14 protein-coding genes are annotated in these 17,985 nt (G+C 48.9%); all 14 read right to left on the minus strand.

The genetic code is table 11. From position 1 onward, the window contains the following. Positions 1 to 54: 54 nt before the first annotated feature. Positions 55 to 2,358 carry a thiamine pyrophosphate-dependent enzyme gene (locus AC3G2T_RS16590; protein ID WP_488436207.1) on the minus strand — a complete coding sequence of 768 codons (2,304 nt, stop codon included), beginning with the start codon at positions 2,356 to 2,358 and terminating at the stop codon, positions 55 to 57. Beyond that, positions 2,358 to 3,368, minus strand: coding sequence for a 2-oxoacid:acceptor oxidoreductase family protein (locus tag AC3G2T_RS16595; protein ID WP_488436208.1), 1,011 nt, complete (start codon positions 3,366 to 3,368; stop codon positions 2,358 to 2,360). The genes AC3G2T_RS16590 and AC3G2T_RS16595 overlap by 1 nt, the downstream gene beginning before the upstream one ends. A gap of 169 nt (positions 3,369 to 3,537) precedes the next feature. Continuing rightward, entirely contained in the window at positions 3,538 to 4,263 is a 726-nt protein-coding gene (locus AC3G2T_RS16600; protein ID WP_488436209.1) for a YwiC-like family protein, read from the minus strand. Between the two features lie 38 nt (positions 4,264 to 4,301). Beyond that, positions 4,302 to 5,009 carry an iron-sulfur cluster repair di-iron protein gene (ric, locus tag AC3G2T_RS16605; protein WP_474681887.1) on the minus strand — a complete coding sequence of 236 codons (708 nt, stop codon included), beginning with the start codon at positions 5,007 to 5,009 and terminating at the stop codon, positions 4,302 to 4,304. A gap of 134 nt (positions 5,010 to 5,143) precedes the next feature. After that, entirely contained in the window at positions 5,144 to 6,157 is a 1,014-nt protein-coding gene (locus AC3G2T_RS16610; protein WP_488436210.1) for an AAA family ATPase, read from the minus strand. 6 nt (positions 6,158 to 6,163) lie between these two features. Beyond that, entirely contained in the window at positions 6,164 to 6,844 is a 681-nt protein-coding gene (pnuC, locus tag AC3G2T_RS16615; protein ID WP_488436211.1) for a nicotinamide riboside transporter PnuC, read from the minus strand. A 72-nt stretch (positions 6,845 to 6,916) separates the two neighbouring features. Continuing rightward, positions 6,917 to 7,720, minus strand: coding sequence for an NUDIX domain-containing protein (locus AC3G2T_RS16620; RefSeq protein WP_488436212.1), 804 nt, complete (start codon positions 7,718 to 7,720; stop codon positions 6,917 to 6,919). A gap of 45 nt (positions 7,721 to 7,765) precedes the next feature. After that, positions 7,766 to 9,841, minus strand: a complete 2,076-nt coding sequence (locus AC3G2T_RS16625; protein WP_488436213.1) for a class I SAM-dependent methyltransferase — start codon at positions 9,839 to 9,841, stop codon at positions 7,766 to 7,768. 36 nt (positions 9,842 to 9,877) lie between these two features. Then, the gene (locus AC3G2T_RS16630; protein WP_488436214.1) at positions 9,878 to 12,202 is read right to left on the minus strand and encodes a hypothetical protein; all 2,325 of its coding nucleotides are present in this window, start codon (positions 12,200 to 12,202) and stop codon (positions 9,878 to 9,880) included. After that, the gene (locus AC3G2T_RS16635; RefSeq protein ID WP_488436215.1) at positions 12,195 to 12,596 is read right to left on the minus strand and encodes a hypothetical protein; all 402 of its coding nucleotides are present in this window, start codon (positions 12,594 to 12,596) and stop codon (positions 12,195 to 12,197) included. Before AC3G2T_RS16635 ends, AC3G2T_RS16630 begins: the two co-directional genes overlap by 8 nt. After that, complete coding sequence (locus tag AC3G2T_RS16640; protein WP_488436216.1) at positions 12,583 to 14,007, minus strand: RAMP superfamily CRISPR-associated protein; 1,425 nt, start codon at positions 14,005 to 14,007, stop codon at positions 12,583 to 12,585. The genes AC3G2T_RS16635 and AC3G2T_RS16640 overlap by 14 nt, the downstream gene beginning before the upstream one ends. Beyond that, on the minus strand, positions 14,004 to 15,647 hold the full coding sequence (locus tag AC3G2T_RS16645; protein WP_488436217.1) for an RAMP superfamily CRISPR-associated protein: 1,644 nt from the start codon (positions 15,645 to 15,647) through the stop codon (positions 14,004 to 14,006). The genes AC3G2T_RS16640 and AC3G2T_RS16645 overlap by 4 nt, the downstream gene beginning before the upstream one ends. A gap of 19 nt (positions 15,648 to 15,666) precedes the next feature. Continuing rightward, positions 15,667 to 16,395, minus strand: coding sequence for a hypothetical protein (locus AC3G2T_RS16650; protein ID WP_488436218.1), 729 nt, complete (start codon positions 16,393 to 16,395; stop codon positions 15,667 to 15,669). Then, positions 16,328 to 17,962 (minus strand): Cas10/Cmr2 second palm domain-containing protein, encoded by a 1,635-nt coding sequence (locus tag AC3G2T_RS16655; RefSeq protein WP_488436219.1) that lies wholly within the window; start codon positions 17,960 to 17,962, stop codon positions 16,328 to 16,330. The genes AC3G2T_RS16650 and AC3G2T_RS16655 overlap by 68 nt, the downstream gene beginning before the upstream one ends. Positions 17,963 to 17,985: the final 23 nt, after the last annotated feature.

Here is a 17,985-nt window from a genome sequence, read left to right on the forward strand (position 1 = left end):
CAGTTCACAACCTATCTGAATCTCTCATTTTAGCAAACAGGCTCATGCTCATTTTTACAAATACGGGTTGTCGTGCTTGGCCTTCAATTTCTGCCACCGCCGCTCCACTTCGCGCTCAAATTGGTCAAGCAGACCGCTGTTCTCCTCCTTGAGCAAATGCTTCGTTTTGCCCATATAACGCAGCCATTCCGAGATCGCCGCTTTTTTGCCTTTGGCCTCCGGATCGTAGGTGATCGTTGTAACGCCGCGCTCTACTTCGTACAGCGGGAAGAAGCAGGAGTCGACTGCCGCTTTGATAATGTTCTCACCGTAACGGTCGTCCGATTTCCAGTTCAGCGGGCAAGCGATCAGCAGCTTTCCGTAAACCATGCCTTCGTTTTGCGCATACCATTGCGCTTTGGCGGCTTTCATCACGAGATCCTGCGGATAAGCCTCAGTTCCCGTGAAAATATAAGGAATGTTCGTAGCCGCCATAATTTGCGGCGTATCCTTGTGATGGAACGGCTTGCCCTGCTGATTCTTGCCTACGCCTGACGTGCTCGTCATGTGCCCGATCGGTGTCGAATAAGACAGCTGCGCCCCCGTATTCATGTAACCCCCGTTGTCGTATTCCAAGACGATCATCTTATGATTTCGAAGCGCCGTACCGATCGCCGAGCCCATCCCGATATCCATGCCGCCGTCGCCGGTCACCATAACGAACGTAAAGTCATCGGGCAGCTCGATCTCCCCGCGCCGCTTCCGTTCCAGGAACGCTTCAACCGTTCCGGACAACGTCGCCGGTCCGTTCTGGAACAAATTGTGGATGAAGCTTTGCTTGTGGGAATTGTATGGATACCCGGTCGTCGTTATATAAGCGCAGCCGGTTTGAAACAGTGTGACGACATCTCCTTCGATGCCTTTAAAAAACAGCTCCAGTCCCGGGAAAATGCCGCAGCCTGGACAAGCGCCATGCCCGGAGGCGATCCGTTTCGGCTTCCCGGTCAGTGCGCGCAATGGCGGAATACGCACTTTCAGCTTGCCGGTCTCTTCGTTTTCCGTTACTTGAATGAGGCCGGACTTGAACATGGAACCGTGCATCGGCTCAAGCACCGGCTCAAGCTTTTGCCCGGACCCCAATGCCGAATGGCCGTAATAGTCGAAAGGAACTTCCGCCGCTCCGCGTTCCATGGCCTCAATCGCCAACCGGAACAAATTTTCGGCATCGTCAGCGTAGAAATCTTTGCCCCCGACGCCGAAGATGCGGGAAAGAACGATCGTACGGTTGTCTTTATCGTCCTGCAGCGCCGATTTGACCTCATGGGTCAAATTCGCCCCATTCGCGCCGTACGAATCCGCCCGTTCGCCGATGAGCATCGCCTTCACCCCGCGAACAGCGTCCCGGATGTCTTCGGCCGGGAACGGCCGCAGCATATTCGGGCTGACGACCCCCGCTTTGATGCCTTGCGCACGCAGCCGGTCGACGACATCCTTCGCCGATTCGGCGGCCGAATTGAGCAGGAACAATGCCACCTCGGCATCCTCCATCTTGTACAAATCCAATGTACCGTAGGATCGGCCGGACACCCCCGCGTATTCATCCGCCACTTCCCGGAATACTTCTCCTGCTCGATGCATCGCTTCCGACTGCTGAAAGTGGTTATTGATCAAATCGTCCCCATTCATGTATGCACCGATGACGACCGGCTTGGCGGGATCGAGCACATGAGGAGATGCGGGCGCTGTCTCGCCGACGAACTGCTGTACCGTTCTGCGGTTGGCGAAAACCTGCACTTTGCGCTTTTGGTGCGAGGTGAAAAATCCGTCGTACGCCACGATGACGGGAAGTCTTACATCCGCATGCTCCGCAATGCGCAGCGCCATGATGTTCATGTCATAGACGGCCTGCGGCGTGCGCGCTGTCAGGATGACCCAGCCGGTATTGAGGCCGTAATACAAGTCGGAATGATCTCCGCGAATGTCAAGCGGCCCGCTCACCGCGCGGGTTACCAGATTCATGACCATTGGGAATCGCGTCCCGGCCTGCACAGGCAGCTGCTCGATCATATACAAAAAGCCGTTCGCGCTCGTCGCGTTAAATACCCTCGCCCCCGCTGCGGCGGCGCCGTAGCAAATTCCTGCGGACCCATGCTCCCCATCCGCCGGAATGAGCTTGATGTCGTGTTCACCGCGCGCCTTCATCATATCCAAATATTGAGCGATCTCAGTCGACGGTGTAATCGGAAAGTAGCCCATGACATGATAGTTGATTTGGGCGGCGGCCATCGCCGCCATCTCATTGCCGGATTCGAATACGGTCCGTTGTTCGGCCGCAGTTGTTTGCAGTTGTACGTGCTGCTCATTTTCTTTGACTGACATTAAACTCGCCCTCCCGTCGCATAAGGAAAACGCTGAGCTGCACGGTGAAGCTCCGCATAACCTGGTTCTTCCCGCAAATCGCCAAGCGCATCCGTCGGGCAAGCTTCAACGCATTTCAAACAGCCTTTGCAATATTGGTAGTCGATGCCCGTTAAGTACATCTGCGGGTTGCCTCTCTTATCCGGCCGTTTTTCCCATACAAAGCAAAAATCCGGACATACCGTGTCGCAAGCTGCGCAATGAATACAAGCATCCTCGCGATACTCCGGCAAATAGCCTTGACGCGAGCCGCTTAAATTTTTGAGCACGCTGTTGGCGGCAACCGTTAAAATGCCTCCCGGCTCCTGTGTCAAATAGCCAAGGGCCGGCTCGGGGCGGCGGTAGACCGCTTCCCCTGAGCCTTCGGCATGCAGGCTTTCGAAGCGAACCTCGGCAAATCCGCGGTCAAACGTACGCAAATTCGGCTCTACCAGATGAGGCACCTTTTTCTCGAACGTTTTGCGGATAACGGTCCTCATCGACTCCGGATCGAGAAAATCGCAGATACGGAACAAGGCCCCAAGCATCGCCGTATTTACCTTCGTCTTCTCCTCCACAGCGATGCCAAGCGCATCCACGATCGCCAATGTTCCCGTTCGCAGCCCCAAATCCTTGGCAACCTGCGCGAAATCGCGCGCGGAATTGACGAGAACGACGCCATTCGGACGCAGCCCGCTTACGACGTCTATCATTTTATACAGCGTCTCGTGAAAAACGCCGATGACATGCGGACGCTCGATCGGGCTATGATCGCGAATTTCGACGTCCGGGTCGCAATAGCGGACAAAGCTTTTGACCGGCGAGCCTTTCTTTTCGGAACCGTATGATGAAAAGTTCGAGCCGTTCAAGCCATGGCCAATCACGCCGACTTCCGCCAGCATTTTACCCGCAAGGTTTGCGCCAAGCCCGCCAATCGACTCCAATCGAATCTCGTAAAAGCCAAGTTCGTTTTTTTGCGGCAATATCGACAATAACCTCTCCCTCATTTCTTCCATGATCTTAGCCGATGCTAACTTTATCATAGATGGATTGAAATTGTTGTGATGTTCGTCACGTCACCGATCCGATAAACACCGTTAAACCTGAGGAAGACAGGGGATGTTCTTGCACGCAGATCCGATTCAGATGTGAGAAACTCACTTAAAACAAGTATGCGGACAGCAGCAAAAATTGCAGGGCAGCCACGATTTCGATGATCCCCACCGACCATGGACGCAGCGATTTACCTGCAAAAGCGAAAGTTCGCGCTGCTGAAAACAAATAAGAAGCGGTCAGCAAAGGATATCCGACCGCCCACGGAACGATGAGCAATAACCCGTGGTATACGCGCGCATAGGCGAGCCAACGTTTATTCGTTCTTTCGCGAAATACTGACTTTACGAAAAAAACGCTGCCCGTAAAATGCAAAAAGCTGAACAAAACGACCGCCGCCATCGTTTGATCCCATCCTCCCCCGCCGAGCAGGTAAGCAGCTGCGCCTCCGATGGAAAAAATGAGGACGGCGCACAGGTCATTCACCATCGCTCTTTCCGATTTGCGCTTTGCATGCCATATATTAATCAGCAGCAGTGCAGCAAGAGGAAAGCCAACATACAAAAGCGACGGCTCGCTAATTAGCGGAGGTATCAAGCACACGAGTGCAACCAATCCGTAGAAGACGCCCCATCTGACCCAGTAACTTCTGTCAGCGGTTCTTTTTACAGATTGAAGGAACGCATACGATGACAAATAAAGAAAAAGCCATGCCATAAATAACGGTACATGCATCCATTGCGGCATTCCTGCCATCATTCCGAACAAAAACGGTACGCTGACCATGGCCCAACCGCCATGCTCATGCGGAATCACGACACTCCGTTTCTTCATGGGAACACCGCTCCCCCACAGAAAAATTTTGTTTCTGCCTATTGTTCTTCAATTCGCGGGAACAAAATGTTGTTTTCCAAATGGATATGTTGAAAAAGATCCGATTCCAGCTCGCCTAATTTATGAAAAGTAATGGTGTACGTTCTGCATGCACCCTCCGGCAAGGCATACCCGTTCGTGACCGCTCTCATCTCCTTTAAATAATTCCCGACAACGCTATGATCCGACTCCAGCTCATGCAAACCTTTTATGGCCTGTTGATGCAGTTCGGCTGTCGGATGGCTTGCATATTGCTTTAACAGAGGGAAGAGCACCTCTTCCTCCATAATCAAGTGCTGATCCAATTCAATCTTCATTTGGTGGAAAAGTTTATGCAATGCCGAAAGCTCGACATGAGTTCCGCCGTGAACGCGAAAAACTTTCGTGACAAATTCGCTCAGCAGCGGCATTTCTTTGCGCAAATAGGCATGATGATGATTGACGACGTAATCGATTAAATCTGCTATCGGCTCTTCCCGCCAATCCGTTTCACTCGCTTCATTCCTGCTTTTCATTTCCGCAAAGCTTTCATTCAACCGGTGCAAAATCTCATGCTCATCCAGTTTTTTTTGACGGATCGCGTCCAAGAGGCTGCGGTCTCCTCCACAGCAAAAATCGATCTGGACTTCCTTGAATAAATTGCTCGCCCCCGGGAAGTCGGAAACGATAGCGCCGATTTTTTCTTCTCCGTTAAAATGTTGTTCCATTTCGAATCATCCTCTCTGTCTTAACTTTTCCCTTACAGTATATGCCTAATGCCCTCTGTTCACTGTGATTCGGAACACACTTGACGGATGCTATGCGCTTCACCCTGACGGGTGACGTGACATATTTTCGAGGTTCAGAACAGTTCCTCCAAACTGCGGCATTTCTTGAAGGCCGCCAGCAGCTTATTCACTTTTTGCGCGCGTTGTTCCAAGCTTCCGTTCAACATAAAATAAGCCATTTTCCTCGTTTGAAGATCTGCAATGATTTGTTTTTGAAACATATGCCGCTGCGTGTCGCCGGAACGATCCCAAGTATCGTCATACGGAATGTCCGTGTCGCATACAAATACGAGATCGTAGCGGGATGAGGCGTCTTGAGCCAACTGCCGCAGCCTCGGCGCTGCGTCGCGATGATAATAGCGGGAAAACATATACGTCGTAATCGCATTCGTATCTACGAACAAATACTCACGCGCATCCGGAAGCAGCGCATCTTCCCTCTCCACGTGGCCTTCGGCGATTTCGACCAACTGCTCTTTTGTGAGCCTTCTGTTCTCTTGATGCTGCGCCCAATATTCCCTTCCGTACTCGGGCATCCAGACCGTTTGATGCTGCCGGGCCATATGTTCGGCCAAAGTCGTTTTTCCTGTCGACGGAGCGCCCAGAAAAACGATTTTTGTGATCAGGTCGCTGTATACGACCGGGTCTACATACATTTTTTGCGCGAAAAGGTTTGCGCGTACCGCCGTGCCGGAGACGGGAATACGTTCCCTGCGCGGGTCGACCTGCCGATTGACTGCGCCCAGAGCGGCGCTCATATGCTCCCCGTACAATTCGCTCGAATAAAAATGAGTCACCCGTTTGCCGCCAAGCAGGCCCAGCACGTATTGTTCGTGCATACGTTTGATTTCCGGCGTATATCCGACAACCGTCGGACCGTCCCATGCTTCGATCACCGACACGGAAGGGTACAGCCTGCGAATCCAGTCGGCGCGGACAGGAAGCGGAACATTCGTCGTTTCGGGACAATCGTAAATGATGACGATGACTTCATCCGTTTCCTTAAGCGCTGTCTCAACGACGTATTGATGTCCGCGGTGAAAAGGAGCGAACTTCCCCAAAGTGAGTCCTACCGTACGTTTTGTCATGTTTGTTCACTCCTTTTCCATGAAATCCAGGTTGGCAGCCCGTCTGTTCTGCGCGTAACTGCGCCGGTTCCACTGTTTTTTCCACGATATCAATCCCATAACGGCGATGCCCAGAAATACGAGATACAAGCAGGCGACCGCATCCAAACCTTTGTAGAGATACATGGCGACCGATAAAATGTCTACCGCGATCCACACATACCAGTTCTCCAAAACTTTATACGATAGCAAATACTGCGCAATCACGCTTAAGGTGGCGATAAAAGCATCGGCATAAGGAATCGAGGCGTCGGTGTAGCTTTTTAAAAACGTTCCCCATGCCCAAGTCACGACAAGCAGGAATACGAGCAGAAAAGCCGCCAATCGCGGGTCGATCCTTTTGGTTGGCCGTACTTTGGCGGTTCCCCGCTTTGTCAGCCATATCAACCACCCATAGACGCTCAACATAAAAAACAAAACCTGAAGCGTCATATCCGCGTAAAGCTTCACTTCCCAGAACATATAAAAGAAGCAAACGACGTTCACGAGGCCGATCGGCCAAGCCCAAATGTTTTCCCGGGCCGTCAGCCAAACGCATAGCAGACCCGTGATCGTTGCTGCAATTTCCAAAGCTGATGATGACGTCAAATATGCGACTGCCAGCATGGCTGCTATCAGCCCCAGCATCGTCCACGTTTGTTTTTTCATTGTTCATCCCTCCGTCAATATAGTATTTATAATATTATCAAAATGACAATATTAAATCCGAAAAAGAAACGCCTAGCTGTAAATCGACAGCTGAGGCTGAACGTCTGTAAACCGGTATAACTGCGCGGCCCTCTGAGAGTAGCGGTTGGACATTTTCAACTCGCCGCCGCGGTCCCGGACTTCTTCGATGATCCCTTTGCGGCTCTGGGTCGAAGTTATTTTGCGGATGAAATTTTTCTCCTCGAACTCCGGTACGACCGTTTGAATAACCTGATACAGCTCGCTGATCGTAAACTGTTCGGGCAGAAATTGTTTGGCGATCGTCGTGGTCAGCATTTTGTGGCGGATTTGATCCAAAGCGTCCCGCAAAATAACGTTGTGGTCAAACGCCAGATTCATCTGCAGCGCCTCGGATACGGGAAACAAACGCACATCCTTCGCATCGTCGGCAGCTCTGCGGTTTTCCAGCTCCACCTCGTTCACAAGGGCACAAAAAGCGTGGGAAATGATCCATCCCCGCGGGTCTCTGCCCGGTGCGCTGTACACATTCAAATATTCGATATGAACACCGCCTACGTTCGTCTCTTCTTCAAGCTCGCGCCGCGCGCATTCATAAATCGATTCCGTTTCCTTCGAAAATCCCCCGGGCAAAGCCCACTGCCCTTCGAAAGGCCAACTTTTTCTGGCAATGAGCAGCACTTGCAACTCCCTTAGCGGCAGTGATTTCTTGGCTGTTTTGCGCTCTGTGGAAGTGATCGTAAAAATCACGATATCGGCAGGCGCGCCGTCGGGTGTGCGATACTTGCCGGCGAAATAAATGGATTCGGTCTCGATGGATTCGGTCATCGCCATCACCTGCCTGTCAAATAATTTCATTTTGATATTATCATTATGATTATATAAAAACGATTTGTCAATACGTCATTTCCCCGTTTTTTCTATGACGATAAAACAAGTGCTGTCAGGCAGTGAAACCGGATTTCCGGCTTCATCGGTTATTCGGATTTTGCTTTCCAGCGCCTCGGTATATCCCTCCTGGAGATAATGCCGGCTCGTCAGCACATTTGCGCGCTCGCCAAGCGTTGTCCGGATAAAATCAAGGTACCCGGAAGGCGTGAAATAACCGAATTGTTCCTGGACTTCGTGAACGTAAGCTTCATCGCCCCATGTGAACGTGTACAAAAACTCCATGGCATCGTTAACAGGCATTAGCGCTTCAACGCCGCTCAGCTTTTCAAATTCGATCTGCCGGCCGGCAAAATCGCGCGCATACCGCTCCAGCCAAGACATCCCGTCTTCCTGCAGGAAGCGGATTTTCCTTTTCTCCGCCGCCGGCTCTGTCATAATGCCGTCGCGAATAATGATGCGCCCTCCGGCGGACAAAACGTCAAATGCGCTCCGGAGCGCCGCGGCGATCGTATCGTGATTGAATTTTTTCCCGTTGTAAGGGACGTAGGAATACAATTCGTGAAGAATCGACGAAAAAATAACCGTATCTATGCTCCCGGGCTCCACGTAGTCTTTCAGATTCAGAGCATCTCCCTGCATCACTTCCCAGCGGCGGCCTTCCACCTGCTTTCTTCGCTTCAGCGCTTCGATGACATTCGTGGAAATATCGATCCCGATTGGAGTTGTGTCCGGCAGCTGGCGCTCGATCAAATCGAGCAAAACGCCTCCGCCCGGGCCGATATCGATGACGCGCCGCCCGACCACGTAGTCCAAAATAATCTTTTTGTAATCTGCGGTTTGGTTCATCGTCGCCAAGTAATCTTCTTCATTGTGAAAACGGTCGTAAGCGTCTCTGCGCAGCTCGAACAAATCGAACAGCAGCAGCACGGCCTTTTCGTATAACGGCGACTTCTCCGCTTCCACACAAAACTCGATCAGCTTGTCAGCCGCGGCGGAGAACTCGAACCGAAAGAAAACCGTATCCGGGATATACGCCTTTTTCTCGATCCGGTGCCGGAGATGGGGACTGTTTGAAACGATGCTCCCTGCCGCAACTTGTTCCCAAGAAAGTTCCTCCAAATATTTTTCGATGATTCGTTTTTTGTAGATGTTGATCTTTTTTACGCCTTTGTAGTCGTAGTACATCGCGTTCATGAATGTCTCGAAGCTGATGTGCTTAACGGCCTGAAGATCCGCTGCCCGGGCGATCAGCGAAAATATTTTCAGAAACTGCTCCAGTGAAAAATCTTGCAGTGCGGGCTCCACATACCAGAACGTCCGGTGGTTGAACAAACTTTGCAGCGCCTGGAAATCGACCTTGGCCTCCAGCTTTTGCAGCTCGCCCTCAAAATCTTCCCCCCGCAGTATGGAGGAGGAACGCAGCTTGCTCAGCCTGTCCTTGAAATCGTTCGCTGCAACCTTCGCCCCGGCGGAGATGTGACGAATGAGCTCCTTAACCTCAGCTTCAACCTGCTCCCAAAGCTTGGCGGAGACCGCCCCGATGATACAATAATTGAGGGATTGCAGCAAATTCTCCAATTCGGCCGGCGTCACCAAACCTTCGCTCACCAAGTCCGCTAGCGGCCAATTTTCACTAGACGGAACTTCTCCCCGAAGCTGTTGACCGATAAGCCCGTGAGTCTCGATAAGCTTGTGAATCAGCTTTGTTTTAGCGCTCATCTTGTCATTTTGGTGTTTCAAATACAATTGCGCCGAACCGATATTATGAACAAAACAATTAATCCCTTCTTCCTGCCAGCGGATGCGGTCCCGCAATGTCCCGCCTTTGGCCGTCTCGGACCAAATCAACACTTCCTCCAGCAGTTCTTTCATCCAAAACGACACATGCAGCGAATCGAGCAGAAGCAGGCTTCTTTCCACATAATCCAAAACCGGATTCGCTTGCGACAGCTCCTGCAGTGAATGAATTCTTTCAAAATTGACGATACGCTCCTCAGCCGAAACAATGTATTGCAGCCAAGCATGGCGCTCCAAACCATCATATCGGGCCTGGCGGCAGCTTGAAATAGCAGCAAGCGATTCGAGCATGATTTTCCCTCCGTGTGTGAAATGATTGCTGTTCAATCACTGCTTCGGCTTTAGACGCCAGTTCTTGGGGTATCCAACCTTAGCACCCGTTCCCTTCCCCAGATTTACCCAGTTCTTATGTATGGGAGACTCCTGTCCGGCAAATTCTAGCTTGCTCCGGATATAATGTTTAAAAGAGGTTTTTTCAAAATAAGCCTGTCCGCCCATTACACCGATGAAATCATCGATATATGCATGCCGCTGCTCCTCCGTTTTCATCGTTTGCAAAATCAGCGATTCAAAACTATTTCCCTGCTCTTCGAATTGAAGACTTTCAATCGCGATTTTAACTTTTCCGTACCCGTATGGCTTTGCGCCGCCAATTAGCTCATAAGCATGTTGCAGCTTGTCTTTATGCTGGGCTATGTGCAGGTTATATGCGCTTGATTTTTGCAGTTCCTTCCAATCCAGGCTAAGGAGCAGCAGTCCCAGTTCTTCTTTCGTCACATTTTTGAAATAAATCTTGCCTTTCAGAACAACATTTTTGCTTTTGTCTTCATGGTACAGAATAATCTTTTTACGGCTTAACATATTTTCGTTCGCTTTGTTCTCTTTGTTCTCTTTGTTCTCTTTCTTACTATCAGCATTATCGGCCTCATTGGACATTACAGGGAACCTGAGCTTTTCAGGCAGTACATGATAATACTTCCGGCCATTTAAATCGGGCTTAGGAGGCTGTGCATAGCTCTGCAAATCCTTCCCAATTTGTTGCTGCAGGTACATGGCGCTTGCTGACGCAGATGGGGTGGGCAGCAGAAAAGCCGCTTCTTCAACGCTGGACTCATCCAGTTTGCCGATAATATCGACAGGGCTAAATCGCAGCCTGGATTTGTAAGCCTTTATGTCGCTTTGTACATCATCTGCAGCAAAACCGAATAAAGCATTTGCATAATCGACCTTATTAGCTTCCTTTTTCGGAAGGAGCTCGCTTAATTGATGTTTGTATGGAATTTTAAAATACGGCGTACGGCCGATGTACTTTATTTGTGTTTGGTCAGATCCCTGCTTACCCTCCTCCAACAATTTAAAAAAAACAATGAGTCCATGGTCTCCCTGTTCTTCTTTAAGCTTTTCGAAATTATCTTCATCGAATATATTATAAAAATCTTTTATCCGGTCCTCTTCAGGCACCCCAGGCGTACGAAATTTTTTCATATAGTGGTTATATCCGTCGATTAAGGGCTGAGGCACCAAGTATTTTTTCGTCTTATCTTCGACAGGCTCCAACACAACATAATGACTGCGCTTCGAACTGGCATTCGTCGAGTTAAATATATAGCATTTTTCAGGAGTATGTTCTGAAGCCTTATCGCTGCTTGGAGCGAATGAAATGTATTCGATACCGTTATTGGCATTGCGTTTGAAGAAACCCATTTTCTGGTATGGGATAAAATCAAGATTCCCCTCTAATTCCGTATTGTATTTGATATCGATTTCCGCTTTCAACTTCCATCTTTTAGCGGTTAACTCGTAAAGCTCATACAGCTTTGGGCTGCCTGAAGATAGAACTTTGAGTTCACCCAGCAACTGTTCATATTTCTTATGAAGAAGTTGTGCTCTATTATTCTTGCTCATCCCGCTTAAATTTCTAAAGCATTGATTAAAACTATATGTTTTAAAAATATTGGACATTTCCCCCTCTATGCCAGCTAAATCTTCTTTATATTGTTCGCGTAGCCATTTAATTTTGGCGGTTGCGGCTTCAATCTCCTGCTGGAGCTTATTGAATTCCGACTGTTTATTTTGATCATGCCAATTATATAAACGATTTCTGCTGCTCAGTCCCATCTTCACCAGCCTATGCTCTTTCACGGAAACGAAATATTTGCCTGGCTCAATTTCTTTAGCAGGAATGACAACATATTCATTATTAATTTTTCTTAAATAGCCTGCGCGAATCGAACGCTCTATGCCATCCTTCAACTTCAAAGCATTGCGGTAATTAACTTTTTGATTGCTCGCCAAGTCCCGGTACAGCATTTGGCCGCGATGGATAAAATCGGGATAGCTATTGCTTAAAATTTCGGCATTTGCCCTTATTTTCCCTCTAATCAGGCTGCCGCTTGCATAATGCCCTCCCCCCTGTTTCTCCCTCCATTCAATGGCCAAATCGGAGCAGGGCGTAATTTGGTAAGTGATAACCCCACTTAAATTCGCTTGATCATTATGCTTTGGCACAGTTTCCAGCGTATATGGGTACTCGCAATCCTTGGCAAAAGGCACAAAATCATACGGCAATGTAACGTATTCGGCATTTTGATTGCTAGCGCCACCGCCTTTTCCACCCCGACCGTTGCGCTTGTTATTTCTGTTCTCAGCCATTCGCATTCCCCTTCCGTTGCAATTTGTACAAAACGGTTTTATTCACATAAGCAAGATGATGCTCGTCATAATCGATATATTCTTTTACTTCAAGAGCTTTATAGACACTCGACCACATCTCCTCCAACTGATAAGTACGCGTAATGCCCTCGCCCTCGCAATGTTCCAGCGGGGCATAGGCGACAAGTACACCCTGATCAAGCGAAGCAAACAATTCTTTTTGCGTATTAAAAAGATGCACTTCCAGAATGCGGTTCTGGTAAAAGGCTTCGAGCAAATCGTCATGCGACGGTTCGTTTACGCGGCCTATCAGCACACGGTCAAGCAAATGCGCTATAAAATCATAATTCTCAATATCCGCCTGTACGAGATCAAAAACTTTACGCATCGGCATCGCTGCACCACCTTTTAAACGATTCAAAGCATGACTCAAGCCAAGCCCGGCTTTCCCCCGACAGGATTTCATCGGTAGAAACTTCGCTGACAATACCGCCCACCTCAACGGCCACTTGTTCTGCGGCAAATTGCCCCAAACCAATGACCGTTCTGCCTCCCAGCGGAACGATTCCCGCTCCTATTCTGCGCAGCACATAAACAAGCGGGAACATATACGGATTTTCGCTTGCGTCCTCTCGCTCGGTGTGCAATTGGAACCGGATGCCGGCCGTTCCCTGAATTTCTTGTTGGCGCTTCAAGGCCGAATTGTAGGCGCCGCCGGTCAGCCGGTCGATCTTGATGTATACAGGTTCGCCCGAAACCCACTTGCCCTCATTATTATCGTATCTCTTAATTTGAACAGGGCTGGCATTGTTCAATTCCACGTCCGTGAAAACAAGCTTCCCGATTCGTCCCGTACTCCCGAACAGCTCTTCGCATTTTCGTTCGACCGCTGCGCCATCGCTTGTTTCCCCAATCATTCGCCTGATCAGTTGTTCCACTTCACTTCTAACGACACCTTTCACACTCGTGGACGGTAGATAATAAGCCCCGCTCCGGCTTTGCTGCAAGCCGGTCAATGGCATCTTTTCCAAATCTATAATCAGTTCTTGCGAATGTTTGATATCGAATGCCTGATACACACCATACGGAAATGAGCCTGTCATTGAAAAAGTAAATACAGCGCCCTTTTCCCGCTCTTCCAATTCCACGTCTTCCCAGGCAAAGGGTTCCGGCTCGCGCATGGACCGCTCAAAAATGAACTCATCCAGCGCCTCGGTGCAGTCAAAAGAAAAAACAGACCTTTTCAAATCCTTCAGCTCAAATTGCCCAAATCCGTTGCTTTTCTTCCCGCCTAGCAGCAAATGATGTTCAGCCAAGCCTCGCGCCCAGGAAGCGATCCATTTCTCGAACTCCGGCACGGTTTGTTCTTCAAGATCGCATTCAACTTGAAAAGCAAGCTCCGTGCCTGCCGGCAAATATTCAAATGTATATTTGTGATGATGGGCTGCCGTCCCGTAGGCGCGGTCAATTGCAGTACCCTCTTTTTCGACTATAAGGCTTGCTGCCTCTACATGATTGCCTCCAGTTATTTTGCCATCGCTAATAAATATTTTGCTTTCCACGAATTCACCTTTGCCGTTTTCCCCAATTCCTCCCATATATGACCGAATGATGTCCTTGGACACCCCTATTTGGTTCAAATGCTCCCTTAACGCCCCTCCGATCGAATTTCCGGGTACAAAGGGCTGTCCTGCGGAATTTCGAATCAGTTTGTTCGGATCGCCTGGCTTCTCCAACTTACCTCCTCCAAAATACAGAGGCGTAGAAGCCTTAAGCGTAAAATAATAGATAACCGTTTGGTTCATTCGTTTATCCTCCTTTGCTGAATATCCAGACCGGTGCGAAGCAACTCAGCAATAAATTGCTTCTTGGGGTGAATGGACCGGGAATAAAAGAATTTACCATTTTTGCTATTCAGCATATTTTCGGCATAACGATCCAGAGGCTCTGCAGAACCAGCCTTTTTCTCCTGCAAATAGTTCAAAATTTCCGAAAAATTAAGTTTGGCAATCGAGCAAAGCTGATTGTCATTCTCATAATAGCGAACAGGCTGACCGGGGTTATGAATAGCGCCCCCGTTATTCAGGCTCTCCAGATATGCCTCCAATCTTTCTTTCATCCTCATGAGATGATTCTTCTTAAGGCCATTCGAAATTAGGATACTTTCTTCACTTGGCAGCTTTTCCGCACTATCGAATTGCGATTTGACACAAATCATTTGCAGCCAACGCCATCTGGCCTGCTCCAACCCTGATAAAATGATCGACATAGACGGGTTTGCCGATGCTTCTTCCAGCAGACGTTCCAACCCTGCATCCGTTACTGCCGAGTCGCCCTGCTGTTCCTTCTGCTGCTGCGTCTGGCCTTCTTTCAAAAGCAGCTTTTTCGGATAGCGGATATTCACGCCAATCCAACCATAGCCATCTTGTGTGCGTTGTCCGATCAAGCGACTTTCCAAAGCTTCCGCCATTTGCCTCAGTCTATCCTCATCGAGTTCCTCAGCCAAGGTGTACTGCAGAACAGACCCCGCTTTTAGCGTAGTTTCCTTCGGATACCTGGCTTGCCAAGTGGCATTGTAGCCTTCCGTTCGCCCCGTCTGAACGATCTGCACGCAGGTTTCGGGTTCAGATAAGACGGAATGTCCCGTAATTTCTTCAATGCACCTTGCCGGTATATGATTGATTGGTTGTCCGTACTCATCGCGCAGCAAACAATCAGACAAACAAGTGATCGTCAGCGTATTGCCTTGCTGCGAGTCTATTTCTCCCGATATACCCGCAAGACGCTTAGCTTCCTGATAGCTGACCAGCAGTTCACCTTTGGGCTTGATTTCGCACAACCCATATCCTGAGCCTTTAGAGCCACCTACATATAATCGCACAATTTTTTTGAATACAGGCTCCAAAAGCGAACGCAGTGAATTGTCAAACTTTATGATAGCGCGAAACGTTTGCCCCGCGGCAATCGCCTCGTATCTAAAAAGATTTTCCTTGCGAACTTCTTCGTTCCCTCGCTTTGCGCTATGATGCAGCCGATACTCTTTTGCTACCTTGGTTCCTCTCAAGCGGTCATCCTTAATCGCTACAAAACGGTATTCCAAAGCATTCTTGGCGGCATCATCGGTTCGGTTCGAGTAACCGTCCAGCAAATTAGTCATTTCAATTCTCGCTTCTTCAGTACCCCCCTTCATCTTGATCTCACGCCATTTATGTTTATCCACCCGCAAATGTGCCGGAGTCGGCATATACAAACAGCTATCTCGATATGGATAAGCGTTGTAACATTCCATCTTCAATAAAATAGCCGGTCCTGTTTCGTCGTTGAAAATTTTCAATCGATTTAGTAAACCGATTACGGCTCCCCTGATCGCCGAACCCGGGATATAGTCCTTGGAAGGCTCCGTATTGGCTTTGCTGCCGCCGGCGCCGATTTTTACGGGCTCCATATTGGTTATTTCAATAACTCTATAATGATACACTCTGCTCACCTTCTTTATCGAAATGCTTGGGGATGTCCGGCTTCCGCCCATCTACCAGCAAATGTGCCTCCACTTCACCCCGGCCCCGATGAATGCCAGCGCCTATTCGGCGTAAAGAGCAGACGATACGCTGCAAATCCGCTATATACATACCAGGGTCAGAGTCGAAAGTGAGCGTAGAGTGGAACAAAAGGCCATCTTTCACAGTATGATAAGTCGTCATCATTTTATTTTTGACAACGCCCTCTTCCAGTTGGATTCCGGTACGAATCTGGGTCTGCGCTTCAATAAGATCGTGCGGGGAAATTTGATAGTATCCGTCCCGCTCGCTCTCCGCTTGCAAGGCGATAAAATACGTTCGAACCTGCTCATCCAGCTCAAGATGGCTGAGCCGCATGATGCCCGTTTCCTGTACTTGCTTATGCTGAAGGCAGGAAGCAGCGCCCTCTAACTCTTGATTATTGATACCGAATAGACGCACAATAGAGTGCAGGAAAGTTTGCGCCCTCTGCAGATCGAAACTCTTGTATTGCTCCAACAACCAGAACGCCTGCCGTTTAAGCTGGCCTTTGAATGTTTTAGCGTGAAAATAAACAAGCCCATAACGGTCTGTCAATACTTTTGACTGAACCAGATTGCGCTCCTTTTCACCGCTGCTGTATATCGCTTCGCTGCAAATTTTCACTTCTATTTTGTAATTCCGTTCCGGCTGCATCCGTTTGTCCCTCCTGTTTGTTAATAAACGCCAAGGCATCCAATACATCATTTAAAACGTAGGTATAGGATACTGCGGAACCGCTCTCCTTTTTGATCGCCGCACTATCGCATTCAGCATATTCGGAGTATATACCTTCCACGAGTTTAATCAGGTCTTTGCCGCTTGCCTTATTCGTTTCAAAAAACAGCTTGTAGGATTCCCAGCCCCCGTACATATGTTTCTTGACTTTTTCCAATGTCGAGTTGCTGATTGTTTTTGCTCTAATTTGGTTGACCATCTCCATAAAGGAATCAAAGCTGTATATACCGTCTTGGACAGGAGCGATCTGATCCACTCGCAGAGGCTTAATGTGAAAAATCTCCCGATCGTCCTTATGCTTCACGTAATCCTCATATGTATGAGCAATCGTCGTCTGTCCCTGTACGATGTCCCAGTCTATAAAGGAAGCGTTGGCGGCACGCCCGCTCTCTACAGCATAGATCGATTCCTTGGCATGATGGCAGAGCGATTCGGCTACTTTTACGGCTTCAAAAAACGGATACGTGTATCTCACAATCGCCACTCCTGCGCAGGCGGTCAAGTGCTCTTCCTTAAAAATCTCACCGATTCCATCGTTCCGCCCGGTTTCACGGGCCGATATCTTTTGAATCTGTTTAATGATATTCGCTGCGGTGGAGAGCGCATACTCCGCCTCTATAATCAAGCAAATATCGTCCCCCGCCATGACAATTGGGGTCACGTATATGGGATCTCTTTGACCGGTTTCGAGATGATCGCTTTTCATTGTTCCGGCACATGCTCGGAGAGCCTCTACTACGGCTTCCCAATAAATCTGTTCAATCTTCTCGCTAAACCCCCGAAGCTGACCAAAACTCAAAATCCGGTTAACCATCTCACCCATTTTGTTACCATCAATGACAATAACGCCGATGTAGCTTTTTCCATCATTATCCTTCTTGTAATCCTGCAATTCTATCGTGACTTCAATAGGGGTTCCCTCAAGTCCAGACTCCAACTTTTCGATCAAATGTTTTCTGGACAGGTCATACTTTCGCTCTCCCCTCTTTTCGATCCGCGCGGCTCGGCCTGTTTCATTGATTAACTCCACCCCGTACGTCCATCGCCTGAATCTGGAGCGGCGCTTGTCCTTTATTTGATCCGCTCTTTGATGCAGCAGCTTTCGAATTCGTTTGTCCTTGTCCTCGCTATCCGTACATAGCCCCGTAACTTCCGCTTCATTGACCAGACTGATGTACAATTCCAAGTCCGGATAAGCTGCTAACACAGCATAAGAATACCCTCTGACAAATACTTTGGCCTGATCGGAGCCATCAAACCGCACAATGCTGTTTCCCCCGCCTGAATATACAAATTTAAACTGGCCCGTATGGTTGCCCTCCAAGTATCCGCATAAAGATAGGTCCAAATCAGCCCGCTTCTCCATATCCATTTCTTCAGTAACCGATTTGATAACAAACGAATTGTATAAATTATCTCTAAGCTTATTATGTTGAAAAATAAACTCCTGCTTCTGCGAGACATCAATGAAAGCATATGTAAACATGGAATCCGTTCTGCCCCTCTCTA

Source organism: Paenibacillus sp. sgz302191 (assembly GCF_057749925.1).